Here is a 25,959-nt window from a genome sequence, read left to right as displayed (position 1 = left end):
GAGAGGCACTGAAAAAAAATTGGCAGAAACGGGTGTCCGTGAATCATCATGCCGATACAGCCGGTGGAGGAGCGGAGCAGTTGTGGCGAACTGACACAGCAGTGTCATCCTGCTGCATTCTGACCGGGCTGGTTGGAGGGCGGGACAGGGGTTGACCGGGGAGGAGAGAGGAGGTCAATCCTCAAAGTGGAACACCTCTTCGATGGCGCTCCGGATGGAGTCCCTGACCATGGTCGCCGAAACGAGGCTCGAAACGTCTCCGGCCAGGTCCCCGGCCCTGCCGTGGAACCATGCGGCCGCGGCGGCGGCCTCGGCCGGGCATTCGCCCTTGGCGGCCAGGGCCGCCGCAATGCCGGAGAGCACGTCTCCCGTTCCGGCGGTTGCAAGCGCTTCGGTGCCGCTCGTGTTCAAAAGAAGGGGGCCCGTCGGGGTGGCGATGACGGTTGGATTCCCCTTGAGCAGGAGGTTGAGTCCGTAGGTGGATGCAAAGTCGCGGGCAACGCCCATCGGGTCGGCGGCGACAGCCTCCGCTGAAAGTCCCGTGATGCGGGCGAACTCACCGTAATGCGGTGTCATGACCACCTCAGCCCTGTCGCTGAGCTGCTCGAGCAGCCCGCGCTCCGCTACGGCAAAGAGCGCGTCGGCATCGAGGATGAGCTTTTTGGCTGCGGCCTCCGGATCGCAGACGAGCCGCTCGACGAGATCGAGGGCATCACTGTCGCGTCCGAGTCCGGGGCCGATGAGAATGGCGTCCGCCCAGCGGATCTTCTCCCGCAGCGTTTCGGGTTCTCTTGAGATCACGACCGCTTCCGGCACGGAGAGGTGTATGGCCATAGCGAGGGCCAGGGGGACGGAGACGGCCACATAACCGGCACCGGTACGAACCGCCGCACCGGCCGAAAGCATCGCAGCGCCTCCCATCGAGCCGCTCCCGCTCGAGGAACCTGCGATGATGAGCACCCGGCCGTTCATATGCTTGGAGCTGCTTTCGGGGCGGAGGGCGAAGTGGTCGGCGGCAAACGATTCGTCGACAAGGAAGGCGCCGGCGTCCTCTCCGAGGAACGGGGGAATGGAGATTTCGGCTACGGATACCTCCCCGCAGAGTTCGGGGCCTTCGTTGAGCAGGAGGCCGCGCTTCATGAAGGCCATGGTGAGGGTGATATCTGCGGCTACGGAGGGAAGTGCCGCATGGCCGCTCGTCGCGTCGAGGCCGGAGGGGAGGTCGATCGACATGGTGAGCGCGCCGGTGCGTTCGCCGAGCGCGTTGACGAGCTCGATGCCTTCGGCAAGAGGAGAGCGCAGTTCCGAACCGGGTCCCTCGATGCGGAGGCCGGTGCCCGACATCGCGTCGATGATGACGGCGTATTCCTGCTCGGAAACGAAGGGAAGCGCTTCCGTGTGGCTTTCGAAGATGCGGATCGGCTGGTCCAGGGCCTCATACCCCCGGAGAATGCGGAGGTTGCCGGCGGCGTCCTCTGCGCATGCCTGTTCGGGGTAGAGAAGCACCAGGTCGACGGCTGCGCCGAGGTTCAGGAGGTGGCGGGCGATGACGAAGCCGTCTCCGCCATTGTTGCCTTTGCCGGCGACGACGAGAAACGCCATGCCTTCCGGCGACTGGTCGCCGAGCTGCTCAAGAAGCACGCGTACGCACTCCTTTCCGGCAAGCTCCATCAGGCACCGACCGCTGATCCCGAGGCGTTCGATGGCGGCCCTGTCGGCCGACTGCATTTCCTGTGCTGTCAGTACGGGCCGCATCGCTTAGGGAAGTTCGTTGAGGTGCAGGGCGTTTTCGAGCGCGTCGTAGTAGGCTGCCGAGAGCTCCTCGGTGGTGAAGCGGAGCGTTTCGTGGCCGTCGACGGCGATGGCGGCGCCGCTTGCGACGACCTTGCCGATCACGCGCACCGGCACGCTGCAGCGGACCGCTTCCTCGATGACCGCCCGCGCTGCATCGGGTGCGATGGTCGCAACAACCCGCCCCTGCGCCTCGCTGAAGAGCTGCTCCTGGACCCTGTAGGGCCCGGATCCGCAGTCCTCAAGATCGACGTCGAAGCCGAGCTGGCGATGCTCGTCCATAACGGATTTTTCGGCAAGGGTGACGAAGAGCCCGCCGTCTGAGACGTCATGCGCCGAGTGGAGCAGCTTCTGCTCGGCAAGCGAGACCAGCAGGTCCTGCAGGTTCTTTTCGTGCTCGAGGTCGATCTCGGGGGCGTCGGTGCCGGGCGTTGCGTACTGCATGACCTGGTACTCCGACCCGTCGAGCTTGAGGTCGGGGTCGCCGAAGAGGATGATGGCGTCGCCTTCGGTCGTGAAGGTCGACCCGACAAGGTTCTCCATGTCGTCGAGCAGGCCGATCATGCCGATGGTCGGCGTGGGGTAGATGGCCGCGCGCCCTCCTCCGTGCGTGGACTCGTTGTAGAAGCTGACGTTGCCGCCGGTGACCGGGGTGTTGAAGGCCCGGCAGGCGTCTCCCATGCCCTGCACCGAGGTCATGAACTGGAAGTAGACCTCGGGCTTGTAGGGGTTGCCGAAGTTGAGGCAGTTGGTGATGGCAAGAGGCCGTGCGCCGCTGCAGGCGATGTTGCGTGCGCACTCGGCGACCGCAATCCGGCCGCCGGCAAGCGGATTGAGATAAACGTAGCGGGAATTGCAGTCGGTCTTCATGGCCAGGCCCTTCTTCGTTCCGCGGATGCGGATGACGGCGGCGTCGGTATGGCCGACCGGGGTCACCGTATTGGTCTGGACCATCGAGTCGTACTGGCGGTAGACCCAGCGCTTGCTGGCGATGTTGGGGCGGGACAGGAGCGTGAGGGCGAGCTTGCGCAGGTCGAGCCCCTGGTCGGGGGAGAGCGTCGCAGGAACCGTTTCGGGCTTCTTCTCCAGGGCCTCGCGGATATAGACGGGAGCTCCGCCGCCGAGCACGAGCGATTCGGCCGGGATGGCCGCGACCTCTTCCCCGTGGTGCAGCACCCGGACATGGTTGTCGGAGGTGACCCTGCCGACGACCCGGGCCTCGACGTCCCATTTTTTATAGACCTCGATGATCTCGTCCTCATGGCCTTTTTCGGCCACGACGAGCATCCGCTCCTGCGACTCCGAGAGCATGATCTCGTATGCGCTCATGCCGGCTTCGCGGGTGGGCACGAGATCGAGGTCGATCGTGATGCCGCCCCGGCCGTGTTTTTCGATGCCTCGGGCGCTCATTTCGGACGTGGAGCTCGTAATGCCGGCTGCGCCCATGTCCTGGAGTCCGGAGACATGACCGGTGGCGATGGCCTCGAGCGTGGCCTCGAGCAGGAGCTTTTCCGCGAACGGGTCGCCGACCTGGACGCTCGGGCGCTTGTCTTCGGAGGCTTCGCTGAGGTCTTCGGACGCGAACGTGGCGCCGTGGATGCCGTCGCGGCCGGTCGAGGAGCCGACGATGAGGACGGGGTTGCCCTCGCCTTCGGCTGTGGCGCTGACGGTCTTGTCATGTTCGACGATGCCGACCGACATGGCGTTGACGAGGGGGTTGCCGGTGTAGCACTCCTCGAAGTAGATCTCGCCGCCGACGGTCGGCACGCCGAAGGAGTTGCCGTAGTCGCCGATACCGCGCACCACGCCGTCGACGAGATAGCGGACCCGGGGATCCTTGGGGGATCCGAAGCGGAGCGAGTTCAGCGAGGCGACCGGTCGGGCCCCCATGGTGAAGATGTCGCGGTGGATGCCGCCGACCCCGGTTGCCGCGCCCTGGTATGGTTCGACGGCGGAGGGGTGGTTGTGGGATTCGATCTTGAAGGCGACGGCCAGGTTGTCGCCGATGTCGACGAGGCCGGCGTTTTCCTCTCCGGCTCCGGTAAGGAGGGACTCGCCTTCACGCGGAAGGGTCTTCAGCACCGCGATGGAGTTCTTGTAGCTGCAGTGTTCGCTCCACATGACGGAGAAGATGCCGAGCTCGGTGAAGGTGGGGGTGCGTCCGAGCACCTCCTGGATCTTCTGGTACTCTTCGGCGCTGAGGCCATGCTCGGCGGCTAGTGCCGCATTTACTTCCGGTTCAGTCATTGTTCTTTATTGGGGTTCTGTATTGCCGTTTCACGCAGAGGCCTGCTGGCCGCAGCAGTTCTTGTATTTCTTGCCGCTTCCGCAGGGGCACAGGTCGTTCCTTCCCGGCCTCGAGTGGTCGGCAGTGGCCGGTTGCTGCCCGGGTGCTTTGGTGTCCGGTTCAGCGCCGGCCCGGTAAATGGTTCCGGCCTCCTCGTGCTGGGCAGCCATCAGCTTTTCCTGCCGGATGGCCTCCTGGCGCCGGCGCTCCTCCAACTGCTGCGCCTCGTCCGGATTGACGGGGAAAAGCTTGAAGGCGAGCGAAAGGGTTTCGAGCTCGATCTCGTGAAGGAGAGCGATGAAGAGGTTGTAGGCCTCCTGCTTGTACTCGAGGAGCGGATCCTTCTGGCCGTATGCGCGGAGGTTGATGCCCTCGCGAAGAGTGTCGATCTCGCGCAGGTGCTCCCGCCAGTGCTTGTCGATGACGCTGAGCACGGCGTACTTCTCGATCTGGCGCATGATCTCTTCGGGCACCATCTCCTCCTTGCGGCGGTAGAAGGCGAGCGCGAGCTCATAGAGCCGGTCGGCAAGGGCCTCGGCTCCGTCCTCCTCGAAACGCTCCCGTTCGGGCTTGAACTCGATGGAGAGTTCGCGAAGCACCTGCTCCTCGAGCCCGTCGACGTCGAGCGCCTTGTGGTATTTTTCGACGGTGGTGTCGCAGTAGTCGCGGAGCAGGTCGAGGATGTCGCTCGTAAGCCGCTCCTTCTTCAGGCCGTCCCGCCGGCGGGTGTAGATGACCTCGCGCTGCTGGTTGAGGACGTCGTCGTACTCGAGAAGGCGCTTGCGGATAGCGAAGTTCTGCTCCTCGACCTTCTTCTGCGCACGCTCAATCGATTTGGTGATCATCGAGTGCTCGATGACGTCGCCATCTTCATGGCCGAGCCGGTCCATGACGGAGATGACGCGGTCTGAACCGAAAAGGCGCATCAGTTCGTCTTCGAGGGAGACGAAGAAGACCGATTCGCCGGGATCTCCCTGGCGGCCGGCCCGGCCTCTGAGCTGGCGGTCGATCCGGCGGGACTCGTGCCGCTCGGAGCCGAGGATGTAAAGGCCACCGAGGTCCCTTACCCCTTCGCCGAGCTTGATGTCTGTACCGCGGCCGGCCATGTTCGTGGCGATGGTCACCGCGCCTTTCCGGCCGGCCTCGGCGACGATCTCGGCTTCGCGCTCGTTCTGCTTGGCATTGAGCACGTTGTGCTGGATGCGTCGGCCGCGCAGCATGCGCGAGAGGGTTTCGGAGACCTCGACGCTTGTCGTTCCGACAAGCACCGGCTGGCCCTTTTTCTGGAGTTCCTCCACCTTGGCTGCGATGGCGTTGTATTTCTCGCGCCGGGTCTTGTAGACGAGGTCGTCCATGTCCCTGCGCTGGATGGGGCGGTTGGTGGGAATGGACACAACGTCGAGCTTGTAGATCTCGTAGAACTCGGAGGCTTCGGTTTCGGCCGTACCGGTCATGCCGGCAAGCTTCTTGTAGAGTCGGAAGAAGTTCTGGATCGTGACGGTCGCCATGGTCTGCGTCTCGCCCTCGATCTTGACGTTCTCCTTGGCCTCGATGGCCTGGTGCAGGCCGTCGCTGTAGCGCCTGCCGGGCAGGATGCGCCCGGTGAACTCGTCGACGATCATCACCTGCCCGTTCTGTACCACGTACTCGTCGTCCTTCTGGAAAAGCGTATAGGCCTTCAGGAGCTGGGCGATGTTGTGCAGGCGCTCGGAGCGGTCTGCAAACAGGCGGTAGACCTCGTCCTTGCGTGCGATCTTGTCCTGCGAGGAAATCGAACCGTCGGCATCGATGGCGGCGATCTCGGTTCCTACGTCGGGAAGCAGGAAGAGGTCGCGGTCCTGGTGGCTCAGCTTGCTGAGGAACTCCCGTCCCTTGTCGGTGAGATCGATGGTCGAGGCCTTCAGGTCGACGGCGAAGTAGAGCTCGTCGTCGACCTCGTGCATCCTGCTGGCGTTGTCGCGCAGGTATTCGTTCTCGGTCGTCTGCACATGCCTGGCGACACCCTGCTGTGCCAGCAGCTTGATGTAGCGGCTGTTCTTCGGCTGGCCGCGCTTGACGCGGAGCAGCGCCAGGCCGGATTGTGCGTCGGGCTTCTCGTTTTTGAGGCCCTTTTCCGCCTCTGCGAGGAAGGAGGCCGTGAGGTGCTGCTGGGCGCGCACCAGCTGCTCGATCCAGGGCCTGATCTCGTCGAACTTGCTGTTGTCGGCATTGGGGACGGGTCCGGAGATGATGAGAGGCGTGCGGGCTTCGTCGATAAGCACGCTGTCCACCTCGTCGACGATGGCGAAATAGAAGTCGCGCTGGACCATCTCGTCCTCGGTGCCGGCCATGTTGTCGCGCAGGTAGTCGAAGCCGAATTCGTTGTTGGTACCGTAGGTGACGTCGCACTGGTACTGCCGGCGGCGCTCTTCGGGGAGCATGGTGTTGAGGATGACGCCGACCGAGATGTTGTGGAACTCGAAGACGGGCTGCATCCACTCCTTGTCGCGCTGGGCCAGGTAGTCGTTGACGGTGACGAGGTGGACGCCGCGGCCGGTCAGGGCGTTGAGAAAGGTCGGAAGCGTCGAGACGAGGGTCTTGCCCTCGCCGGTGGCCATTTCCGAGATCTTTCCGGAGTGGAGTACGACGCCGCCGATGAGCTGCACGTCGTAGGGAACCATGTCCCAGATCATCTCGCGCCCCATCACCATGTAGGTATGGCCCTTGAGGCGGCGGCAGGTGTCCTTGACGATGGCATAGGTTTCGGGGAGGATCTCCTCGAGCACCGAAGCGGTCTCGGTCTCGTAACGCCCGGAGAGCGCATCGATCTCCTCGTTGACCAGATCGGCATCCTCAAGCGTTATGGATGCGTCGTCAAGGCGGTGGTAGAGCTCGCGGCGCTTGGCCTCGATCGGCTCAAGCGTCTTGCGTATCCTCTCCCGGAGGGCTGTGCACCGCGCCCTGAGCTCATCGTCGCTGAGCGGAACAAGGGTTTCCTGCAGTGCATTGATCCGGTCGACGACCGGCTGGATCTTTTGGACGTCTTTATCGTGCTTGGACCCGAATATCTTCTCGAAAATTTTCAGCATGCTTCGGCGGTGCTCATCCGTATGGGTTCAAAGAGGGCTCATTGGCCGTAATTTCGTCCCATAAGGTATTGAATTAGGGCTTGAGAAAAAAGCCGATACACGGAAAAAAGCCCCCCGTTGCAAGTGCTTTCGGCAAGGCGCCAGGGGTGACTCAGAAGGCCTGCAGTCCCCTGACTTCCGTGCGCCAGCAGTGGAAGAGGTGGTGCCCGGCATATCCTGCGAGCTCCGGGCCCAGAAGATCGGTCGCCCTGTCGGATAAGATGCGGTAGGTCCTGTCGGTTAGAGCCCCTGACGCCTCTGGAAAACCGAACCACTCGCCGAGAAACTGCCGGACATGGGTGTCTATCGGAAAGGCGCCGAAGCGGCCGAGGCCGAACAGGGCGATGCAGTCGGCGATCTTCAGTCCTATCCCCGCGCAGGCCGAAAGGGCGGAGCGGATATCCTCCTGCGAAGTTTCGGGGCTGGCAAGCGATGTAAAGTCAATGCATCCTTCAGCGACCTTCCTTGACGCCGCAACGATATTGCGGGCCCTGGCGAGATTGTTGTTCGTACATGCCCTCAGTTTCATGGGATCGGCTTCGGCAAGGCGCTGCGGGGTAGGGAAGCGGTGGATCCTTGCTGCCCCTCCGTCGAACTGCACCGTTAAGGGCTCGCCGAACTGCTCCCGGAGCATCGTGACCTGGCGGCGTATCAGAGCCATTCCGATTCCCTGCGCACACATGAACGAAACCATTGTTTCGAATGGATCCTGCCTCAGCACCCGCAGGCCCCGATACCGGGCCAGAAGTCCGGCAAGCTGCGGATAGCGCAGACGGAACGCTTCGGAGAAAAGGGATTCCGTATCGACATCGAGAGAGAAATAGCGGGAAAACCATTCCTCCGGAGGCAATGCATCGACAGCGTCCGAATCGCAAATAATCTCGACGCCTTCAGCATCAGAAGCCTGAATAATGACAGCGCTGACGCTGATCGGAGCGCAATAATACATCCCGCCGCCGCTTAATTTATCCCACATAAACGACTGTCCGCTGAACAGCGAGGACTCAATATCAAGCGATACCCCATGCAGGTTAACTGGCTTCATATAAAAATACATGTATTCGGTTGTTGGTGTCGTGAATCCCGTGTCCCTTACCTAAATCCCACTCTTCATCTGTGGTCACTATTTACTTGTAATAAAACAACTAGAGTGCTATGAGCTAATGTCTTCCTAGGCAACTGAAGCGACAGTTCCAACACAAGTAAACTTTTATTGCAATGGTGTTGTTGGTGGAGTCTAGTAATAAGTGGGCTATCATTTACGATCAGCCGCCATGGGTGGTGCGGCTGGGTTTTCCGGTATCCATGCCGGTTGGGTGAAGCGCGTATAGCCTCCGGAGATTTCGGGTTATGGCAGTACGCAATGCTTGGTTTTGTTGGTCGCGACTCTGCTTATTTGAGAGAAGCAAAGGTGCTTTGGAGGGATTTCTGCGGCGTTTCATCACCCTGGATAAGCTCGAATGTGGCGTTCGAAGTCACCGTTTCCGAGAGTGAGAGCACCGCGATTTCGGCTACATCGCCACGACATATCGAACCTGAAATGGTATCGCCTGTGGCGGCAATGAGCTTGTGCCGGAACGGCGGCGCATCAAGAAGCCCTCCCGGCCTGATGACGGTGTGGGCCTGTTCCGGCGTAGAGAATCTCCTGCGCACTTCGTCCTCTCCCTCCAGCTTCATCGTGAGAACCTGGCCGTACTTGTTGAGCGGGTGCTCAGGGTGGGTGGCTCCGAGCGAGCTGATGAGGATGAAGCGCCGCATTCCCGCCTCTAGGGCTAGCCTGGCAAGCCGCCGGACCGCATCGCGGTCGATAGCGGAGGGAGGAGGGGACGACGGGTCTGCAGGGTTGCTTCCGATGGCGCAGATAAGCGCTGTACAACCCTGCATGGCGGCGTTCAGGGCCGCTTCGTCCTCGATCGAGCCCACCTGGATGGCTGTTTCGACAGTGCTGCCGAATAGCTCGGCGGCTTTCTCTCCTGAGCGGACGTAGAGGCGGAACGCTATGCCGTAATGCTTCAGCCGGGCGACGATTGCCCGTCCCGTCCGCCCGGTGGCTCCGATGACGAGAACTGTTCCTGAATACGTGGCCATATCGACTCCCGGTTCAGTTGAAGAGGGAGAACCTGACGTTCCATGCCATCGTCAGGTCCACCAGTGCATGGAGAAGAATGACGGAGCGGATGTCGCGGTACCAGAAGAAGCTGAGCGCCCAGCTGCCGGCAATCAGGATCTGCACCGGCATGAAAAAGGGCTTGAAGGGGCTCGACTGGTCGACATGCTCGGGAAGGATGTCGAGCCAGAAAAGGCCATGGATGAGGCCGCTGTAGATCATGAAGCAGAGAAACCCTGCAGCGAACAGCACCCAGGCGTTTGTGGTGACTTTTCCGGCCAGTGTTTCGCCGATGCGGAAGACGGCGTAGAACATGAATGTTTCGGCAATGCCGTTGCCGATGCTGAAGACGACAAGGGTCGCAATGTCGAGCGGACGGCCTCCGTCGTAGGTGGAATTGGAGTAGACCCATGCGTTGAGAGCGACGATCGCGGCCGAAAGCACGAGCAGGATGACCCTGCGCGGTTCGAAATCGCTATTGAACGCCACAATGTCGCGACGGAAGAAGACGAGGCCGATCAGGATTGCGACGGCCCAGTAGCTGAAGACCATCATAGGGGCGGAGAACTCCATGGTAGTGCTTTTTTATTGTGTTGCGTTGACTTCGGTGCACAGGGCGCTGGACTCTGCGGCATGGTACGAACTTCTTACGAACGGTCCGGACTGGACGCTCAGGAATCCGAGCGAAAGAGCGGAGTCCCGGTAACGGGCGAACTCCTGGGGGGTGACATAGCGTTCTACGGGAAGGTGGGCGGCGGTAGGCTGCAGGTACTGGCCGATGGTGACCATCCGGCAGCCTCGGCAGGCGAGGTCCCGGAGCGATTCCTCAACCTCCTCGAACGTTTCTCCCATTCCGACCATCAGCCCCGACTTCGTGTTGAGCCCGTACTCGGAGGCGGCCCGTTCCAGAATCGAAAGCGATCGCAGGTAGACGGCCTGCGGGCGGACTTTCGAGTAGAGTCGCGGAACGGTTTCGATGTTGTGGTTGAGCACGTCCGGCCGCTCGATGCAGACGCTGTGGAGGGCCTCGGCGTTTCCCGCAAAATCCGGAATGAGGCACTCTATGCCGGCTTCCGGACAGGTCCTGCGGATCGCTTGTATGGTTTCGGTCCAGTGACTGGCCCCTCCGTCCTGGAGATCGTCACGATTGACGCTGGTGAGCACGACGAACCGCAGTTTCATGGTTCCGGCCGCATCGGCCACGCGCTGCGGTTCATCCGACTCGGGCGCCGGGGGAATTCTGGAGGTGTCGATGGCGCAGAACCTGCAGCTTCGGGTGCAGACGTTGCCGAGCAGCAGGAAGGTCGCCGTACCCTGGGACCAGCACTCCTGCAGGTTGGGGCATTTTGCCGAACGGCAGACCGTGTGGATGCCCTTTGAGGAGAGGAGGCGCTGGACGGCGCCGAAAGCCTCACCGGCAACAAGGCGCTGTTTCAGCCATTCGGGTTTTCGTCTGCTTCTGTCCTCCATACGGGCCTGTGTTCTGCAGTCATGGGGTGTCGGATTCGAGTCAATATAAGAAAATGCGGTCGATACGGAGGTTTCTCTTGGGCATTTGCCCGAAAAGTTTAACTTTTCGGTTAAACATCATCGGGAAATCTTAGAAAAGCGAGTGCTGGATGGCAACAGAGAACGAGACGGAGTACCGGATTCTCAGAAGCGCCGAGGAGGTGTTCTACCGTCACGGATACGATGGCGCCAAGATGCAGGATATCGCCGACGGGGCATCCATCAACAAAGCCCTGCTGCATTATTATTTCCGAAGCAAGGAGCGGCTCTTCGATGCCGTTTTTTCTGCTGCCGTCGAGCGGCTCGTGCCGCCCCTCTTTCTGACGCTTGGTTCAGAAAAGCCTCTGACGCAGAAGATCCGGGAGTTCGTCGACACCTATTTCGATACGGTCCTTGAACATCCCTTTCTGCCCGGATTCGTCGTCCATGAAATGCACCGCAACCCCGACCGTTTCAGGAAGACGATCGCCAGCGGCAATCTCCTGGACCTCGAGGGCCTGCAGGCGGCCCTCGACGAAGGGACGTCACGGGGCGAGTTTCGTCAAACGGATGCGATGCAGTTCCTGCTCAACCTGCTCTCCCTCTCGGCCTTCCCCTTTATCGCAGCCAGGGCCATGCAGGCCATTTCCGCTCTGGGCGAGGAGGAGTATCGCCGGACGCTCGACGAACGCCGGGCGCTTGTTCCCGTTTGGATGGAAGATATCCTCAAACCATGCACGCTATCATGAAACAGCACACCTTCATCGCAAAAGCAACCCTGCCCGCACTCCTCATCGCGATCGGCCTTGCAGGCTGCGCCGACCGTGGCGCTTCCGACGCATACGGCAATTTCGAGTCGACCGAGGTGGTTGTCTCCTCGGAAACCCCCGGGCGCATACTCGAGCTCAATGTTGAAGAGGGCGAGCAGCTGAAAGCGGGAGCAGTGACCGCGCTCGTCGACACGACGCAGCTCCATTTCAGCCTCATGCAGCTCGAAGCCGAACGCAAGGCGCTTGCGGCCAGGATGCCCACGATCGTCGCCGAATCGGCCGTCTACCGCCAGAAGCTGAAGAATCTCGACCATGACGTAGAGCGCTACACCCGGCTCGTGGCCGACGGAGCCGCTCCTGCCAAGCAGCTCGAGGACATCCAGAACGAGGTGAAGGTGGTCCGGCGCCAGATCCGATCGGTCAACTCGAAAAACCCCGAGATCACCCAGCAGCTGGCCTCCATGGATGCCCGCATCGGACAGCTCCGCGACCAGATATCAAGGAGTACAGTGAAGAGCCCCATCGACGGGACCGTGCTTGCCAAGTACGCCGAACCCGGAGAGCTCGTGCCGTACGGAAAACCTCTCTACCGCATTGCCGATCTCGACACCATGTACCTCAGGGCCTACGTCGGCGCAGGCCAGCTCTCCTCTCTGAGGATCGGCCAGAAGGTAGAGGTCCTCTTCGACGGCCGGAAGCCGGCTGAGAAGAGCCTTGAGGGGACCCTTACCTGGATTTCATCGAAAGCCGAGTTCACACCGAAGATCATCCAGACCCGTGAGGACCGGATCAACATGGTCTATGCGGTGAAAATCCTCGTCGACAATTCCGACGGCCTCCTCAAGATCGGAATGCCCGGCGAAATCCGGCTGAAGGGGCGCTGAGAAAATGCGGCCGGCAATCAGGATAGCGGGCGTCGAAAAGTCCTTCGGCGATACCAGGGCGCTTTGCAGCATCGACCTCTCGGTCGCAACGGGCGAACTGTTCGGCCTGATCGGGGCCGACGGCGCAGGCAAGACCACGCTCATACGCATCCTCTGCACGCTGCTTCTGCCCGACCGGGGAAAGGCCGAGGTGCTCGGATACGACTCGGCTGCGGAATACCGGAGCATCCGGAGCCGCATCGGCTACATGCCGGGCAGGTTCTCGCTTTACGAGGATCTCAGCGTCGAGGAGAACCTTCGCTTTTTCGCCACCGTCTTCAATACGAGCGTCGAGGAGAACTACGAGCTGATCCGCGACATCTACAGCCAGCTCGAACCGTTCCGAACGCGCCGTGCGGGCAGGCTTTCGGGCGGCATGAAGCAGAAGCTCGCACTCTCCTGCGCCCTGGTGCACCGTCCCGACCTGCTCCTGCTCGACGAACCCACGACGGGAGTAGACGCCGTCTCGAGAAAAGAGTTCTGGGAGATGCTTGCACGGCTGAAGGAGCAGGGAATCACCATCCTCGTTTCGACCCCCTATATGGACGAAGCCACACGGTGCGACCGTGTGGCGTTCCTGCAGGAGGGCAGGCTTCTTGCCGTCGATACCCCCGAGGGGGTCACCGCTCTCTTCAGGGCACCGCTTTTGGCCGTCAGCGCGAGGGAGAAACATCGCCTGATCACCGAGTTGAGGGCCTTCCCCCATGCCCGCTCGGCTTATGCGTTCGGAAGCTCGGTGCACTATGCCGACCTGCGCGACGAGGTCTCTGCGGCCGAGATCGAGGCCTACCTTCAGTCGAAAGGGCTCAGGGATCTTTCGGTTGCGCCTGTGAAACCCGGAATCGAAGATACCTTCATGGCTCTCATGCAGGAAAAGGGAGGGTGCGATGAATGAAGGGGTAATCAGAGCCGAAGGACTGACGAAAACGTTCGGAGAGTTCCGGGCGGTCGATGCCATCTCCTTTTGCGTCGCCGAGGGCGAAGTGTTCGGCTTTCTCGGAGCCAACGGTGCCGGGAAAACGACCGCCATCAAGATGCTGACGGGCCTGCTCTCGCCATCCGGCGGCAAGGCCTCCGTAGCGGGGTTCGACGTCTACAGGGAGGCTGAGAAGATCAAGCGGAACATCGGCTACATGAGCCAGCGGTTTTCCCTTTACGACGACCTGACTCCGATGGAAAACATCCGCTTTTTCGGCGGCATCTACGGGCTCGGCCGGCGGGAGATCGCCGAGAAGGGCCGTTTTCTCATCGAGAGCCTCGGCCTCGGCCCCGTCGCCGGAAACCGTCTCGGCTCGCTCCCGCTCGGATGGAAGCAGAAGCTCGCCTTCTCGGTCGCGGTGATGCATGAGCCGAAAATCGTTTTTCTCGACGAGCCGACCGGCGGGGTCGACCCCCTGACCCGCCGCCGCTTCTGGGAGATGATCTACGAAGCCGCAGCACGGGGGCTGACCGTTTTCGTAACCACCCATTACATGGATGAGGCCGAATACTGCGACAGGATCTCCATCATGGTCGACGGCCGGATCGCCGCCCTCGGCACCCCCGCTGCGCTGCAGGCCGAGTTCGGGGTCGGAAGCATGGATGAGCTCTTCATCCGCCTTGCCCGTCCCCGGGCGAAGGAGGGTATATGAAGAAGAGATTCTCGCTTTCCAGGAGCTTCAGGGGGTTCGTGGGCAAGGAGTTCCTTCATATCTTCCGTGACCGGCGCACCGCGGCCATCCTTTTCGGCATGCCCGTCATCCAGCTGCTCCTTTTCGGTTACGCCATACGCAACGAGATCAACGAAGTGAAGCTCGCCGTCTGCGACCTCTCGCACGACAGCGTCAGCGAGGCCGTAACCGACGAACTGCTTTCCAGCGGCACCTTCGTCCTGGCCGGCGAGCCCGATGCGCCCTCGGCCATCGCCCCGCTTTTCGAGCGAGGGGCGCTCGATGAAGCAATCGTCTTCGAGCCGGGATTCGGTGATCGGCTGGAGAAGGACGGCAAGGCCGAGCTCCAGATCATCACGGACGGATCCGATCCGAACGTTTCACGCATCATCACCGGCTATACCGCCCAGGTCGTCGGCGACTATCTCGGGCGGAGGACTCCTTCGGGCAGCGGGGGAAGGGGGGTCATGGTCGAACCGCTCATGCTCTTCAACCCGGCGCTGAAGAGCGTCTACCTCTTCGTGCCCGGCCTGATGGCCCTGATCCTGATGCTCGTCTCCTCGCTCATGACCTCGATCAGCATCACCCGCGAAAAGGAGAGCGGAACGATGGAGGTGCTTCTCGTCTCGCAATTGAAGCCGATGCAGATCATCGTCGGCAAGGTGGTGCCGTACTTCATCCTTTCGTTCGTCAACGTCGTCAGCATCGTCCTCATCGCCTCGCTTGTCTTCGGCGTCCCCTGCCGCGGAAGCCACCTCCTGCTGCTGATGGAGTCGCTGCTCTTCATCATGACGGCCCTCTCCCTCGGGATCTTCATTTCCACCATGACCGGTTCGCAGCAGGTCGCCATGATGATCTCGCTCGGGGGACTTCTCCTGCCGACGGTCCTGCTCTCGGGCTTCATCTTTCCGGTGGAGAGCATGCCGCTGCCGCTGCAGCTGATCAGCAACATCATACCCGCCAGGTGGTACCTGGTGATCGTACGGGCCATCATGCTGAAAGGTGCGGGGTTCGAGTATCTCTGGAAAGAGACGCTCGTCCTCGTCGTGATGACGGCAGTCCTTCTCGGAGCCAGCGTACGCAAATTCAGGGAACGGCTCGACTGAGGCCCAAAAACCCGCAAAAGAGATGAAACGATGATTGGAGACATGCGCAGAGGGCTGAAGGTGATCGGCTATCTTCTCCAGAAGGAGTTCCTGCAGATCTTCCGCAACCGCGGGATGCTTCCGATCATCTTCATCATGCCCTTCATCCAGCTGGTGATCCTCTCGAACGCCGCGACGTTCGACGTCCGTAACGTGCCGTTCCACCTCCAGGACATGGACCGCACGGCCCTCTCCGCCCGTCTTGCCGAGCAGTTCACCGGCTCGGGGTGGTTCAATCTCACCGGAGAGTCCTTTTCCGAGCGCAAGAGCGTCGAACGGCTCGTTGCCGGGCAGGCCAACGTCTCGCTCGTCATCCCCAGGGATTTCGAAAAAGAGCTCATGACGAGGGGTGAGGCGAAGGTGCAGCTCGTCATCAATGCCGAAGACGGATTCTCGGCCGGAGTCATCCAGGCCTACTCGAACGACATCGTGCGCTCGTTCAACCGAACCCTTTCCTCAGTGCTCCCCAACGGCCTCTCCCATAGCGGGGTAGGGGAGATCGTGGTGAAATCGTCGGCCTGGTACAATCCCGAACTCGTTTATTCCGATTACATGGTGCCGGGCATCCTCGTGGTGCTGGTGACCCTGGTTGGGCTCTTCCTTTCCGGAATGAACGTCGTTCGCGAAAAGGAGATCGGCACCATCGACCAGATCAACGTCACCCCGATGCGCCGCTACCAGTTCATCACCGGAAAACTCCTGCCGTTCTGGATCATCGGGCTCGGCGAGCTTACCCTGGGGCTCGTGATTGCCCGCCTGGGATTCCATGTCCCGATGCTCGGCAGCTACGCGGTCGTCTACCTCGTCGCCGCCATCTACATGCTCGTCGTTCTCGGCATGGGCCTGCTCATCTCCACCCTCACCGACTCCCAGCAGCAGGCGATGTTCATCGCCTGGTTCTTCATGGTGATCTTCACGCTGATGAGCGGGCTCTTCACCTCGATCGAAAGCATGCCGCACTGGGCGCAGAACCTCACCATGGCAAACCCTGTCCGGCACTTCGTCGACATCATGCGCCGCGTGATGCTGAAGGGGGCGGGGCTCGCCGAGATCAGCTCGCCGCTCCTCATCCTCACCGCTGACGCCGTACTCATGCTGGCCCTTGCCGTAAACCGCTACCGAAAAGTCTCCGACTGAACAGGAGCGGAGGGCTGAATGTTTTTGGATATCGTATTAACGATTGTTAATATCCGATTGGAAGCCGCGCATGGCGTGCCCTCACTTTCCAACGCAATCCAACTCCAGCAGCATGAAACACTTCCTGACCATTCTCGTCCTTCTCCTCATTGCCGTTTCACCGCTTCGTGCCGATGAGCACGGAGCAGAGATCCCTCCGTACATCCGTGTCGGCGTGGCGGCCGGTTCCGTCGACGCCGTCGCAGGAAAGGTGACGGAGGCCCTGAAAACCGGAGGCTTCGAGATCCTCGGCACGTACAACCCTGAAAACAATCCCGGCCTTTGCGTCATCGCCTTTACGCGCGGCGACCTCAAAGCCGCAGCCGTGAAGGTTCAGGATCGCGGAGCCCTTGCCGCGGTCCTGAAGGTCGGCCTCGTAAAAAAGACCAACGGCGTCACGGTGAGCTACCTCAACCCACCATACATCTTCAACGCCTACCTCAGAAAAGAGGCGACGAAGCAAGGCAGGGTGCTCGACAAGGTCACGACGGACCTGAAAGCCGCACTGGGGACGCTGGGAAGTGAATTCGCAGGGTTCGGCGGCGGCATCCGGGCCGAAAAGCTCTGGAAGTACCGGTACAAGTTCATGATGCCGAATTTCGACGATCCCGAAGAGCTGAACACCTACGAGTCGTTCGAGGCGGGAGTTGCAACAATCAGTGCGCATCTGAAAGAGAACTCCGTCCACGCCCGCGAGGTGTACCGCCTGGTCTATCCCGCCGAGAAGACCGCAGTTTTCGGGATCGCCCTCTTAGATCCCGAGGAGGGTGAAGGGATGTTCCTGCCGAAGATCGGAGAAGGGCATATCGCGGCAATGCCCTACGAGATGATTCTCCAGGGGGACACGGTCACGATGCTTCCGGGACGCTACCGCATCGCGCTCAGCTGGCCCGACCTCTCGATGGGAACCTTCATGAAGATCATGAGCACGCCGGGCGACATCAAGGACATGATGCGCTCTCTGACTGAATAGAACGAGTCGAGGGGCCGCCTTGACCAGAAGACCCTCAAGGCGGCCCCGATCGTCACACTGCAATGGTTTAAGGAGAGGTGTGCCAGTCATCTTCGCGCTGGTTGCGTATTGCTGGCATCGTTGCGGTATGGTCGTCGTCGATCCTGAAAAGAACGATATGGCACAATATTCCGGCATCACTGGTTCGCTTTGAGACCTTTTTGTGAAGTGCTTACTTTACATAATTTATATTATACAACAAATATGGATAAAGCGGAACGAGCCTCTGCCGCCGAGGCGATCATCTCCCCCCGAAAATGGTAGCCTGGGATGCCGGGCTCTCATCGGTCATGGTCGAAGAACCGAATTCATTTTCAGCCAGCCTGAAAAGCCTCCATCTGTTCGGCGAATTCCGGGTCTTATGGCGTTATCGCATAGCCTTCGGGCGTTTCCGTCAGAATCAGCATGTCGCCCAGCTTGATTTTAAGGCGTTCTGCGACAACCTTTGGAAGGATCACTCCTGTTGAGTTGCCGATTTTTGTTACTGATGCGCGCATAACGGCCTCCTTTTTATGTTTAATTATTACCAAGAAAATCGATCCCGGCAGGGATTGATTAACCCCACGCTGCCGTTTGATTGGTTGTACTCCGGGCGGCGATCCTCCGCAGCCCGGTGCCCCTCGCCCCACCATCCCTCATGATCGGTTCTAGCGTATTCCAGGAACGTAATCATGAACAACCCATGAACTACCTCATCACCGGATCCCTCGGCCATGTGTCGAGGCCGCTCGCAGCAAAACTCGTCCGTACCGGCCACAGCGTCACCGTCGTCACCCGCCGGGCTGAAAAGAGGGCCGCCATCGAGGCCCTTGGGGCAAAAGCAGCCGTCGGCAGCCTCCTCGACCTCGAGTTCCTCTCCTCTGCCTGCCATGGCGTCGACGCCCTCTTCACGCTCGTGCCACCCGACATGCAGACCGACAACTGGAAGAACTACATCGCGCACGTCGGCGACAACTACGCCAATGCCATCACAAGGGCCGGCGTGAAATACGTGGTCAACCTCAGCAGCATCGGCGCCCATCTCCGTGAAGGATGCGGCCCGGCAGGTGCGCTGCACTATGTCGAAGAGGCGCTCAACAGCCTTTCAGGCGTGCATGTCCGCCATCTCAGGGCCGGGTTCTTCCACACCAACTTCCTCCGGGACATCGACACCATCCGCAGTATGGGGATCATCGCCGCCAACTACGGCAGGGACGCGTCCATTCCGCTCGTCCATCCCGACGACGTCGCCAACATGGCTTCCATGGAGCTGAAGGATTTGCAGTTCACCCTCAAGAGCATCCGCTACATCGACGGAGAGCGTCTCGATACCCAATCGATCGCCCGTACGCTCGGCGCCGCCGTCATGATGCCCGGCCTTCGGTGGGTCGACATGGCCGACGACGAGCTGTACGCCGGCATGCTCGAGCGTGGTTTTCCCCCCGAAATCGCCGACAACACTGTTGAGATGGGACGCTGCCTCCGACTGGGCCGCATGCTCGAGGATTATCTGCAGCACCCCCCTGCCGCCCATGGCAAAATCACTCTCGAAGCCTTCGGTGCGGAGTTTGCCGAGGAGTATGCCCGAAGGGGCGAGCCGCTCGCTGAGAAGCACTGAGCCGGGCTGCTTCCCCTACTCCCCTCTCCGCCCTTCGGCCTCCCTGGCGGCAAGGACGCCGAGCGCGCAAGAGAGCAGGCGCGTGCGGAGGCTGTCGGCCCGGCTTGCGAGCATGACGGGCACCACGCCTCCCATGACGAGACCGCCGGCATCGGCACGGTCGATGAAGGTGAGCTGCTTGGCGAGGATGTTTCCGGCCTCGATGTCCGGCACGAGAAGGATATCGGGATCCCCTGCGACCGGGGAGACGATCCCTTTCTGCTCTGCCGCCTCGCGGCTGACGGCGTTGTCGAACGCAAGCGGGCCGTCGATGATGCAGCCTTGGATCTGTCCGCGGTCGGCCATCTTGCAGAGCGCAGCGGCGTCGATGGTCGCCGCCATCCTCGGGTTGACGAATTCGATGGCCGCGAGTACGGCGACCTTCGCCGGTTCGCGGCTTCCGCTGAAGGCCCTCCAGAGATCGACAGCGTTGCGCACGATATCCGCCTTCGCCTCGAGGTCCGGGGCGATGTTGACGACGGCGTCGGTGACGAGCAGCCACTTATGGTAACCGGCCGTGTCCATCGCGTAGGCATGCGAAAGCCGCCGCTCGGTGCGCAGCGGAGAAGAGCGGGCGACGATCGGCTGCAGCAGCTCGTCAGTATGCAGCGATCCCTTCATGATGGCACCGGCCTCCCGGGCCGCGGCGAGTTTTACGGCCAGGTCGGCGGCTTCGTGGCTGTGGCGGGCGTCTACCATGCGCCACTGCGATATGTCGATTCCGCAGGCTTCGGCCGCCCCCCTGATCCTCCCCCGGGGGCCGACGAGCACCGGCGTGATCAGTCCTTCATCGGCGGCGTCGCGTGCGGCTTCCAGCGCAGCCCGGTCTACAGGGTGGACGACTGCCGTCACGAGCGGCTGCAGATCCCTGCACGACTCCATCACGCTGTGGTAGCGCCGGTGGAGATGGATCTGGACGTCTGCCGGCTCGTCTCCGGGGAATGCCTGCCTGCGGCCCTTCACCGGTAAAGGTCGAGCATGTTCTGGAACTCCGCTTCGTCGGGTGCCTTGCGAAGGTGGAGCGGCGTTCTGCCGCAACAGGCGAGCTCCTCGTAGGTCTCCCTCCCCTCCTTCCGGTAGAGGATGCCGAGCGGGATCGGCCCTTCGGCAGTCGCAAGCGCGAATGCGGCCGTCCGGTCACCGGGGTCATGCTCCTCCGGAACATGTCTGGTATGCTCGCCGAACCAGGCGTAGGTGTTCATGCTGTTGAAGACCACGCAGGGCTGCAGGACGTCGACCAGGGCCGTGCCCCTGAAACGGATGGCCTCCATGATGATCGAGGCCGTCTCGTCCTCGTTTCCTGCATAGGCGCGTGCGACGAAAGGGGCGTTCATGGCGATGGCGACGGCCGCCGGGTTGAAGGGCTCCATGACGACCCCTCTTACCTGCACGGGCGTAACCATGCCGCGGCACGAGGTCGGAGATCCCTGCCCTTTGGTGAGCCCGTAGACCATGTTGTCGTGCACGATCACGGTGATATCGGGGTTGCGCCTGATGGTATGCAGAAAGTGGTTTCCGCCCTCGCCGTAGATGTCCCCGTCCCCGGACTCCACGACCACGGTGAGCTCGGGGTTGGCCAGGCGGATGCCGAGCGCCGCGGGCAGTGCCCGGCCGTGCAGGCCGTTGAACATGTTGGTATTGAGGTACTGCGGCGCCTTTCCCGCCTGGCCGATGCCGGAAACCATGACGAGCCGCGTCCGGTCGATGTCGAGGTCGGTAAGGGCACGCTTCATGGCGCTGAGCAGCTTGAAGTTGCCGCAGCCGGGGCACCAGGCGACGTCCGTCGTCTCCGGCATGTCGAACGAGTCGAGCGAGTCATGCATTGCTGATCTCCCTTAGTGCTTCGCAGATATCCTCCACGGCGAACGGTTCGCCGCTCGACTTCAGGATGCGGTGCGAGACCACGACGCCCGCCTCCCGGGTCAGAAGATCGGCGAACTGTCCGGTTGCATTGTTTTCGATGACCGCCAGTCTCCGGCCCTGCAGCAGGCGGTAGACATCCGGCGGGAGCGGATAGACCTGGCTGAAATGGAGCCCGGCACATCCCTCTCCACCGGTTTTTTCGAGCGCCTCCTCAAGAAGGCTCCTTGTCGATCCCCAGGCGAGGAACAGGGTATGGGCGGATTCGGGATCGCCGAACGCGCTCGGCGGCAGTGCCGCCTTGGCCATGGCGGTCCGGCGTTTGAGTCGCTTTTCCATCATCCGGCGCCGCATCTCGAAACTTTCGGTGATGAGTCCGCTTTCGTCGTGCTCGTCGGAATCGGCGCGCACGATCCCCTCGCCGTAGCCCGGCACTCCCCTGGGGCTGATGCCGTCGGCAGTGAAGGCGTAGCGGCGGTACCCGCACGCGGTCTGGATGATCGACGGGTAGGAGCCGATGCGGCGGATCACCGAACGCGGGATCGTCGTTGCGAGGTCGAGCAGGTGCTGGTCGGTGAGAATGATGACCGGTACCTGGTAGCGGCTGCTGGAGCTGAAGGCTTGCTGCATGGCGGTGACGAGCTCGGAGATCGATCCCGGGGCGAGAACGATCCTCGGAAACTCTCCGTGGCCGCCGTGGAGGACGAGCGAGAGATCGCCCTGTTCCGTCCGGGTCGGCAGTCCGGTAGCGGGGCCGGGTCGCTGGGCGACATGAATCACGACGGGCGTCTCCGTCATGGCTGCCAGACTGAGTCCCTCCTGCATGAGGTCGAATCCTCCCCCGGAGGTGCTGGCAAGAGCCCTGGCGCCCGCAAAGGAAGCGCCGACGCAGGCGTTGAGGGCAGCGATCTCGTCCTCGGCCTGGTCCACAACGATCCCGAACGCCTCGGCATGGGCGGCCAGGAAGGTCATGAGCCCGGTCGCCGGCGACATCGGATAAGAGCTGAGGAAGTTGCACCCTGCCGCGACAGCGCCTATCCCGAGCGCCTGCGTACCGGTGAGGAGGAGATGTTCGACGGCCAGGTCGGTGTCGACAGGTGGAGAAAACGGCATGCCGCCATCCTGGTGTGCTTCACCCCAGCCGTACCCGAGCGCCGCGGCTCTCGCGTTGCCTTTCATCGCATCGGTCCCGCTTCGTGCGAAGGCGGCTTCGAGGTGGGTGATGAAGGGTTTCAGCGGAAGCGCGAGCATGCCGAGGACGATGCCGCCCCCAACGGTGTTGCGGTAGCGGTTGCTGCCGCACTCGGCAGCCATCTCGCTGAAGGGCGTCGTAACGATCTTTCCCGGCACACCGTCGCTCGGTGCGTCGTGTTCGATATACGCCACGCTCCCGGTACCGCTGCGTTCATGGTATCGGCGGAGCGCCTCTGCAGAAAGTCCGATGTAGATGTCGGTTCGGCGGGTGTAGGCGGTGCGGGGCTTGTCGGTGATGCGGATCTGGGCGGTATTGCTGCCGCCGCGTATCCTGGACATGTACTCATGCGATACGGATACAAAGTAGCCGCAGTCCTTGAGGGTTGCGGCAAGGATGTCGGCCATGGCTTTTATCCCCTGGCCGGCTGCACCTTCGAATACGACGCTGAGTTCATCCTGCGGCATTGCTCGCCCCCAAGTAGGTTCGGTTCAATCGGAGGTCACGAAACCCTCCTTCCTTTTGCCGCATGGGGGCGGCCAGAGACGGCCCTTTCGGGGCCTATCCGTTCATAGTACCTGTTGTAATGGGAGAACGGGCTCAATAAGTTCCGCCTCCGTTTCCTCTTTTTTCCTTCCTCTCCGCTCCGCCGAGCGCGGTAAAGCCCGAGACGACATCGAAGAGCTCCTCATCGATCATCGACTGGCGCCGGCGGTGGTAGCGGTGCATGAGGGAGTCGAGGATGTCGTCGATGTTCTTTTCGGCACGCTGCATGGCGGCAAGGCGGCTGGAGTTCTCGCTCGCCAGCGATTCGGCCGAGGCCCTGAAGAGTGAGACGAAGAGGTACTCCCCGAGAAGGGAGCGCTGAAGGTCGAGCGGTTCGCCGATGAGCTGGGGGATCGTCCGCGAAGGCCACCGCCTGTCGCGCAAGCGCTCCTTCCAGGTTTCGTCGAGCGGCAGGATGCGGCTTTGTGTCGGCCGGTAGCGCTCGCCCGACTCCGGGCTGTTGAAAAAGAGCGTCACCTCGATGCCGTGATGTTCTTCCAGGATCGCTTCCGTCCGCGCGAGCAACGCCGAGACCAGCCCGGTGATGGCGCCGACCGAGCTGGGGACCAGATAGAGCTCTTCGGGAGGAGCGGCATCCTCACTGAGGCGCGCATGCACCCGCTCCCCCACCGCCAGGATGGTCGGCTCCGCAGCATCATCCTGGTACTCTCCGGCGACCTTCGTGGAGAGGACATCGTTGAACTGCCCGACGAGCCCCTGGTCGGAACCGAACACGATGGCGACCCGCTTCAGCGGACCCGGCCTGCCGACGGCGCGTTTCGGCTCGCGGGAAAGCGACACGGCAAGTCCGAGCTCGACCGTATCGTAATAGTCCTCGAGGGAGCGTACGGCGTCCTCGTACTGCCGGATGCTCGATGCCGCAAGGGTCTTCATGGTACGGACGACGGAGCGGAGCATCCCGGCGCGCTCGATTTTCCTCGAGAGTGTCTCAATCGTTTCGCTCATAACCGCCCCGCAGTCCTCTTCTTCTGCAACGCCGCTTCGGCCGTCTGCAGGAGGCGCCGGCGGTCCTCGTCGGAAAGAGGCTGGTCGCTGTGCAGCCGTTCGAGAAGGTCGCGGGGAAGTTCGCGCGCGGCTGCCGAGAGCCGCTTCATCGCCCCGGATACCTCCGAAAGCTCAAGCGGGTCGAACTGCCCTTCGCTCAGGGAGAGGAGAATGAGGATCTGCTCCTCGACGCCGAGCACGTCGAGTTCGTCCTGCTTCAGGCACTCCCGGATCCGCTCCCCGTGGGTGATGGCCTTCCGGCTCGCCTCGTCGAGTCGCGTTCCGAACCGTGCGAAGTTCTCAAGTTCCTCGAACTGTGCGTAGGCGAGCTTGAGCCTGCCCGTCACGCTCCGGTAGGCGGCAAGCTGGGCCTTGCCGCCTACGCGCGAGACGGATTTGCCGATGTCGACAGCGGGAAGGTTGCCGAGCTCGAAGAGCGTCGGGGAGAGATAGATCTGCCCGTCGGTGATGGAGATCAGGTTGGTGGGGATGTAGGCCGAGATGTTCTGGGCTTCGGTCTCGATGATCGGCAGCGCCGTGAGGCTCCCCCCTCCCAGCTCCTTTCGAAGATGGGTGGAGCGTTCGAGCAGGCGCGAGTGGACATAGAAGATGTCGCCAGGAAAGGCCTCCCGTCCGGGCGGGCGCTTGAGGAGGAGCGAAAGCTCCCGATAGGCCCGGGCATGGTTGGTGAGATCGTCATAGACGATGAGGACGTCGCGGCCCTGCTCCATGAAATATTCCCCGATGCTGGTCGCAGCGTAGGGGGCGATGTACTGGAGGCCGGAGGGGTCGTTGCCCTCGGTGACGACGGCGACGGTATGGGCCATGGCCCCGTGCTCCCGAAGCTGCGCGAGGACCTTTGCTACCGCGGAGGCCCGCTGGCCGATGGCGCAGTAGATGCAGATGACGTTTCGCCCTTTCTGGTTGAGGATCGTGGCGACGGCGATGGCGGTCTTACCGGTCTGGCGGTCGCCGAGAATGAGTTCGCGCTGCCCCCGGCCGATGGGGACGATCGCGTCGACCACCTTCAGTCCGGTCTGCAGGGGCGTCGATACCGCATTGCGGTCCATGATGCCCGGGGATGGGCGTTCGATCGGCAGGCGGCCGGAGAAGCGGGGTTCCCCCTCTGCGTCAAGCGGGCGGCCGAGCGGGTTGACGACCCTCCCGAGCAGTCCGTCGCCGACCGGAACGTCCATGACCCTGCCGGTCCTTCTGGCACGGCCCCCGGCCTGCAGCTTCGCGTACTCGCCGAGCAGGACGACGCCCACCTCGTCAGGATCGACATTGAAGGCGATTCCGTAGACACCCCCCGACATCTCCACCAGCTCTTCATAGCCCACTCCCGGCAGCCCCCGGATGAGTGCGATACCGTTGAGCACGGTGGTGACCACCCCGTTCTCGCGGAGTTCGATCTCGGGCTGTGTCGTTCGGCTCGCTTCCCCAATCGAGCTGAGGGCGGCGTCGATGCTCTCAGTCAGCGTCTTTTCCTGCATGGCCTTCCTCCTCGTTCATTTCGTCATCCGGCCCGTCGAGCAGGGCGGAGGATGCTTCGTCGATCGCTTCAAGGCGGGAGTTGACGCTCCACTCGATGCTTCGGCCTCCCTGCTCGAGAGCGATGCCGCCCCGGTACGACTCCTCCGTCATGAAGTCCAGGCGCCCTTTGTAACCGAACCGGTCGGCAAGAGTCTTCCGCACCAGTTCCTTTTCCTCCTCCCCCATTTCGAAACCGCTGCGCAGGACGAGGGGCGTGCCGCCCGACTTCAGCAGCTCCTCCACCTCCGTGCCGCCTTCAGAGAGTCGGCCAGAGAACGCCCTGGCCATCTGCGCCTGGAGCCCGCTGTCGGCGAGCGAGTTCAAGACGGAGTCCGAGACCCGGAACACTTCGGCGCGGATCCGGCCGGCGATCGTCCTCCCGAGCGCGGCCTGTTCCTCGTGCAGGGACTCACGGAGCCGCCCGCGAAGCTCGTCGTACTCGCGGCGCGCCTCGCCCTGCAGCCGCTTCTTCTCCTCCCCGGCCTCCTTCCGGGCCGTTTCGAGCATGCCGGCGGCCTGAGCATCCAGCCGGCTCATTTTCTCTTGCCACTCCCTGATTGCCTGCTCAGCCTGTTTGCGGCCCTCATCGGCATCGCGGAGTTCCCCCGAGATCTTCTTCTCCCGCTCGTCGATGGCCTCCAGGACGGGCCGGTAGAGGAAGCGTTTGAGCAGCCAGACCAGGATGAGGAAGTTCAGCAGCTGCGCCCAGAATGTGAACCAGTCGAAGAGCAT

General features: G+C 62.0%; 21 protein-coding genes and 1 pseudogene. 8 read left to right on the top strand and 14 right to left on the bottom strand.

Annotated features, from left to right (window positions below):
• Window positions 1-174: 174 nt before the first annotated feature.
• The 7 genes from E0L29_RS07715 to lipA form a co-directional block, all read right to left on the bottom strand.
• Complete coding sequence (locus E0L29_RS07715) at window positions 175-1,755, bottom strand: NAD(P)H-hydrate dehydratase (RefSeq protein WP_131357243.1); 1,581 nt, start codon at window positions 1,753-1,755, stop codon at window positions 175-177.
• A 3-nt stretch (window positions 1,756-1,758) separates the two neighbouring features.
• Window positions 1,759-4,038, bottom strand: a complete 2,280-nt coding sequence (purL, locus tag E0L29_RS07710) for a phosphoribosylformylglycinamidine synthase subunit PurL (protein WP_131357239.1) — start codon at window positions 4,036-4,038, stop codon at window positions 1,759-1,761.
• Window positions 4,039-4,068: 30 nt separating this feature from the next.
• On the bottom strand, window positions 4,069-7,146 hold the full coding sequence (gene secA, locus E0L29_RS07705) for a preprotein translocase subunit SecA (protein WP_131357236.1): 3,078 nt from the start codon (window positions 7,144-7,146) through the stop codon (window positions 4,069-4,071).
• Window positions 7,147-7,297: 151 nt separating this feature from the next.
• On the bottom strand, window positions 7,298-8,242 hold the full coding sequence (locus E0L29_RS07700; protein WP_242664319.1) for a DNA glycosylase: 945 nt from the start codon (window positions 8,240-8,242) through the stop codon (window positions 7,298-7,300).
• Window positions 8,243-8,577: 335 nt separating this feature from the next.
• Window positions 8,578-9,273, bottom strand: a complete 696-nt coding sequence (locus tag E0L29_RS07695; protein WP_131357231.1) for an SDR family oxidoreductase — start codon at window positions 9,271-9,273, stop codon at window positions 8,578-8,580.
• A gap of 13 nt (window positions 9,274-9,286) precedes the next feature.
• Window positions 9,287-9,865: a hypothetical protein gene (locus E0L29_RS07690; RefSeq protein ID WP_165498856.1), complete on the bottom strand. Its 579-nt coding sequence runs from the start codon at window positions 9,863-9,865 to the stop codon at window positions 9,287-9,289.
• 12 nt (window positions 9,866-9,877) lie between these two features.
• Window positions 9,878-10,762 carry a lipoyl synthase gene (lipA, locus tag E0L29_RS07685; protein ID WP_131357228.1) on the bottom strand — a complete coding sequence of 295 codons (885 nt, stop codon included), beginning with the start codon at window positions 10,760-10,762 and terminating at the stop codon, window positions 9,878-9,880.
• A 149-nt stretch (window positions 10,763-10,911) separates the two neighbouring features.
• Here lipA and E0L29_RS07680 point away from each other — a divergent pair, with 149 nt between their 5' ends.
• The 7 genes from E0L29_RS07680 (at window position 10,912) to E0L29_RS07650 (ending at window position 17,416) form a co-directional block, all read left to right on the top strand.
• Complete coding sequence (locus tag E0L29_RS07680) at window positions 10,912-11,529, top strand: TetR/AcrR family transcriptional regulator (RefSeq protein WP_131357225.1); 618 nt, start codon at window positions 10,912-10,914, stop codon at window positions 11,527-11,529.
• Entirely contained in the window at window positions 11,526-12,434 is a 909-nt protein-coding gene (locus tag E0L29_RS07675; RefSeq protein ID WP_131357222.1) for an HlyD family efflux transporter periplasmic adaptor subunit, read from the top strand. The genes E0L29_RS07680 and E0L29_RS07675 overlap by 4 nt, the downstream gene beginning before the upstream one ends.
• Window positions 12,435-12,438: 4 nt before the next feature.
• Window positions 12,439-13,368: an ABC transporter ATP-binding protein gene (locus E0L29_RS07670; RefSeq protein ID WP_131357219.1), complete on the top strand. Its 930-nt coding sequence runs from the start codon at window positions 12,439-12,441 to the stop codon at window positions 13,366-13,368.
• A complete protein-coding gene (locus tag E0L29_RS07665; RefSeq protein WP_131357215.1) occupies window positions 13,361-14,104 on the top strand; it encodes an ABC transporter ATP-binding protein in 744 nt (247 codons plus the stop codon). The genes E0L29_RS07670 and E0L29_RS07665 overlap by 8 nt, the downstream gene beginning before the upstream one ends.
• Window positions 14,101-15,228 carry an ABC transporter permease gene (locus E0L29_RS07660; RefSeq protein ID WP_131357212.1) on the top strand — a complete coding sequence of 376 codons (1,128 nt, stop codon included), beginning with the start codon at window positions 14,101-14,103 and terminating at the stop codon, window positions 15,226-15,228. The genes E0L29_RS07665 and E0L29_RS07660 overlap by 4 nt, the downstream gene beginning before the upstream one ends.
• A gap of 54 nt (window positions 15,229-15,282) precedes the next feature.
• The gene (locus tag E0L29_RS07655) at window positions 15,283-16,404 is read left to right on the top strand and encodes an ABC transporter permease (RefSeq protein WP_131357510.1); all 1,122 of its coding nucleotides are present in this window, start codon (window positions 15,283-15,285) and stop codon (window positions 16,402-16,404) included.
• Between the two features lie 112 nt (window positions 16,405-16,516).
• Window positions 16,517-17,416 (top strand): LytR C-terminal domain-containing protein, encoded by a 900-nt coding sequence (locus E0L29_RS07650; RefSeq protein ID WP_131357209.1) that lies wholly within the window; start codon window positions 16,517-16,519, stop codon window positions 17,414-17,416.
• Between the two features lie 401 nt (window positions 17,417-17,817).
• On the opposite strand, the pseudogene E0L29_RS07645 reads toward E0L29_RS07650, so the two are convergent.
• A pseudogene (locus tag E0L29_RS07645) lies at window positions 17,818-17,952 on the bottom strand (AbrB/MazE/SpoVT family DNA-binding domain-containing protein); the annotation flags it as partial.
• 185 nt (window positions 17,953-18,137) lie between these two features.
• Between E0L29_RS07645 and E0L29_RS07640 the strand changes: the two are divergent.
• Window positions 18,138-19,052, top strand: a complete 915-nt coding sequence (locus E0L29_RS07640) for an NAD(P)H-binding protein (RefSeq protein WP_041463829.1) — start codon at window positions 18,138-18,140, stop codon at window positions 19,050-19,052.
• Between the two features lie 15 nt (window positions 19,053-19,067).
• Here the strand turns inward: E0L29_RS07640 and E0L29_RS07635 are convergent, their stop codons facing one another.
• The 6 genes from E0L29_RS07635 to atpF all read right to left on the bottom strand — a co-directional run bounded on the left by E0L29_RS07635 (window position 19,068) and on the right by atpF (window position 25,959).
• Window positions 19,068-20,054, bottom strand: coding sequence for a phosphate acetyltransferase (locus E0L29_RS07635; RefSeq protein ID WP_011357808.1), 987 nt, complete (start codon window positions 20,052-20,054; stop codon window positions 19,068-19,070).
• Window positions 20,051-20,914, bottom strand: coding sequence for a thiamine pyrophosphate-dependent enzyme (locus E0L29_RS07630; protein ID WP_011357807.1), 864 nt, complete (start codon window positions 20,912-20,914; stop codon window positions 20,051-20,053). Before E0L29_RS07630 ends, E0L29_RS07635 begins: the two co-directional genes overlap by 4 nt.
• A complete protein-coding gene (locus tag E0L29_RS07625) occupies window positions 20,907-22,610 on the bottom strand; it encodes a 2-oxoacid:acceptor oxidoreductase subunit alpha (protein ID WP_011357806.1) in 1,704 nt (567 codons plus the stop codon). The genes E0L29_RS07630 and E0L29_RS07625 overlap by 8 nt, the downstream gene beginning before the upstream one ends.
• A gap of 133 nt (window positions 22,611-22,743) precedes the next feature.
• A complete protein-coding gene (locus E0L29_RS07620) occupies window positions 22,744-23,655 on the bottom strand; it encodes a F0F1 ATP synthase subunit gamma (RefSeq protein WP_011357805.1) in 912 nt (303 codons plus the stop codon).
• Window positions 23,652-25,187 carry an alternate F1F0 ATPase, F1 subunit alpha gene (locus tag E0L29_RS07615; RefSeq protein ID WP_131357206.1) on the bottom strand — a complete coding sequence of 512 codons (1,536 nt, stop codon included), beginning with the start codon at window positions 25,185-25,187 and terminating at the stop codon, window positions 23,652-23,654. The genes E0L29_RS07620 and E0L29_RS07615 overlap by 4 nt, the downstream gene beginning before the upstream one ends.
• A complete protein-coding gene (gene atpF / locus E0L29_RS07610; protein WP_011357803.1) occupies window positions 25,165-25,959 on the bottom strand; it encodes a F0F1 ATP synthase subunit B in 795 nt (264 codons plus the stop codon). Before atpF ends, E0L29_RS07615 begins: the two co-directional genes overlap by 23 nt.

Origin of the sequence: Chlorobium sp. N1 (genome assembly GCF_004332115.1) — a bacterium.
In the GTDB taxonomy this organism is placed as follows: domain Bacteria; phylum Bacteroidota; class Chlorobiia; order Chlorobiales; family Chlorobiaceae; genus Chlorobium.
The sequence above is the reverse complement of the archived record's forward strand: the minus strand, read 5'-3'. Positions and strand labels throughout refer to the sequence as shown.

Bases quoted from the DNA above. Each gene is read 5' to 3' on its own strand.
- E0L29_RS07715 (WP_131357243.1), bottom strand. From the start codon at position 1,755: ATGCGGCCCGTACTGACAGCACAGGAAATGCAGTCGGCCGACAGGGCC.
- purL (WP_131357239.1), bottom strand. From the start codon at position 4,038: ATGACTGAACCGGAAGTAAATGCGGCACTAGCCGCCGAGCATGGCCTC.
- secA (WP_131357236.1), bottom strand. From the start codon at position 7,146: ATGCTGAAAATTTTCGAGAAGATATTCGGGTCCAAGCACGATAAAGAC.
- E0L29_RS07700 (WP_242664319.1), bottom strand. From the start codon at position 8,242: ATGTATTTTTATATGAAGCCAGTTAACCTGCATGGGGTATCGCTTGAT.
- E0L29_RS07695 (WP_131357231.1), bottom strand. From the start codon at position 9,273: ATGGCCACGTATTCAGGAACAGTTCTCGTCATCGGAGCCACCGGGCGG.
- E0L29_RS07690 (WP_165498856.1), bottom strand. From the start codon at position 9,865: ATGGAGTTCTCCGCCCCTATGATGGTCTTCAGCTACTGGGCCGTCGCA.
- lipA (WP_131357228.1), bottom strand. From the start codon at position 10,762: ATGGAGGACAGAAGCAGACGAAAACCCGAATGGCTGAAACAGCGCCTT.
- E0L29_RS07680 (WP_131357225.1), top strand. From the start codon at position 10,912: ATGGCAACAGAGAACGAGACGGAGTACCGGATTCTCAGAAGCGCCGAG.
- E0L29_RS07675 (WP_131357222.1), top strand. From the start codon at position 11,526: ATGAAACAGCACACCTTCATCGCAAAAGCAACCCTGCCCGCACTCCTC.
- E0L29_RS07670 (WP_131357219.1), top strand. From the start codon at position 12,439: ATGCGGCCGGCAATCAGGATAGCGGGCGTCGAAAAGTCCTTCGGCGAT.
- E0L29_RS07665 (WP_131357215.1), top strand. From the start codon at position 13,361: ATGAATGAAGGGGTAATCAGAGCCGAAGGACTGACGAAAACGTTCGGA.
- E0L29_RS07660 (WP_131357212.1), top strand. From the start codon at position 14,101: ATGAAGAAGAGATTCTCGCTTTCCAGGAGCTTCAGGGGGTTCGTGGGC.
- E0L29_RS07650 (WP_131357209.1), top strand. From the start codon at position 16,517: ATGAAACACTTCCTGACCATTCTCGTCCTTCTCCTCATTGCCGTTTCA.
- E0L29_RS07640 (WP_041463829.1), top strand. From the start codon at position 18,138: ATGAACTACCTCATCACCGGATCCCTCGGCCATGTGTCGAGGCCGCTC.
- E0L29_RS07630 (WP_011357807.1), bottom strand. From the start codon at position 20,914: ATGCATGACTCGCTCGACTCGTTCGACATGCCGGAGACGACGGACGTC.
- E0L29_RS07625 (WP_011357806.1), bottom strand. From the start codon at position 22,610: ATGCCGCAGGATGAACTCAGCGTCGTATTCGAAGGTGCAGCCGGCCAG.
- E0L29_RS07620 (WP_011357805.1), bottom strand. From the start codon at position 23,655: ATGAGCGAAACGATTGAGACACTCTCGAGGAAAATCGAGCGCGCCGGG.
- E0L29_RS07615 (WP_131357206.1), bottom strand. From the start codon at position 25,187: ATGCAGGAAAAGACGCTGACTGAGAGCATCGACGCCGCCCTCAGCTCG.
- atpF (WP_011357803.1), bottom strand. From the start codon at position 25,959: ATGCTCTTCGACTGGTTCACATTCTGGGCGCAGCTGCTGAACTTCCTC.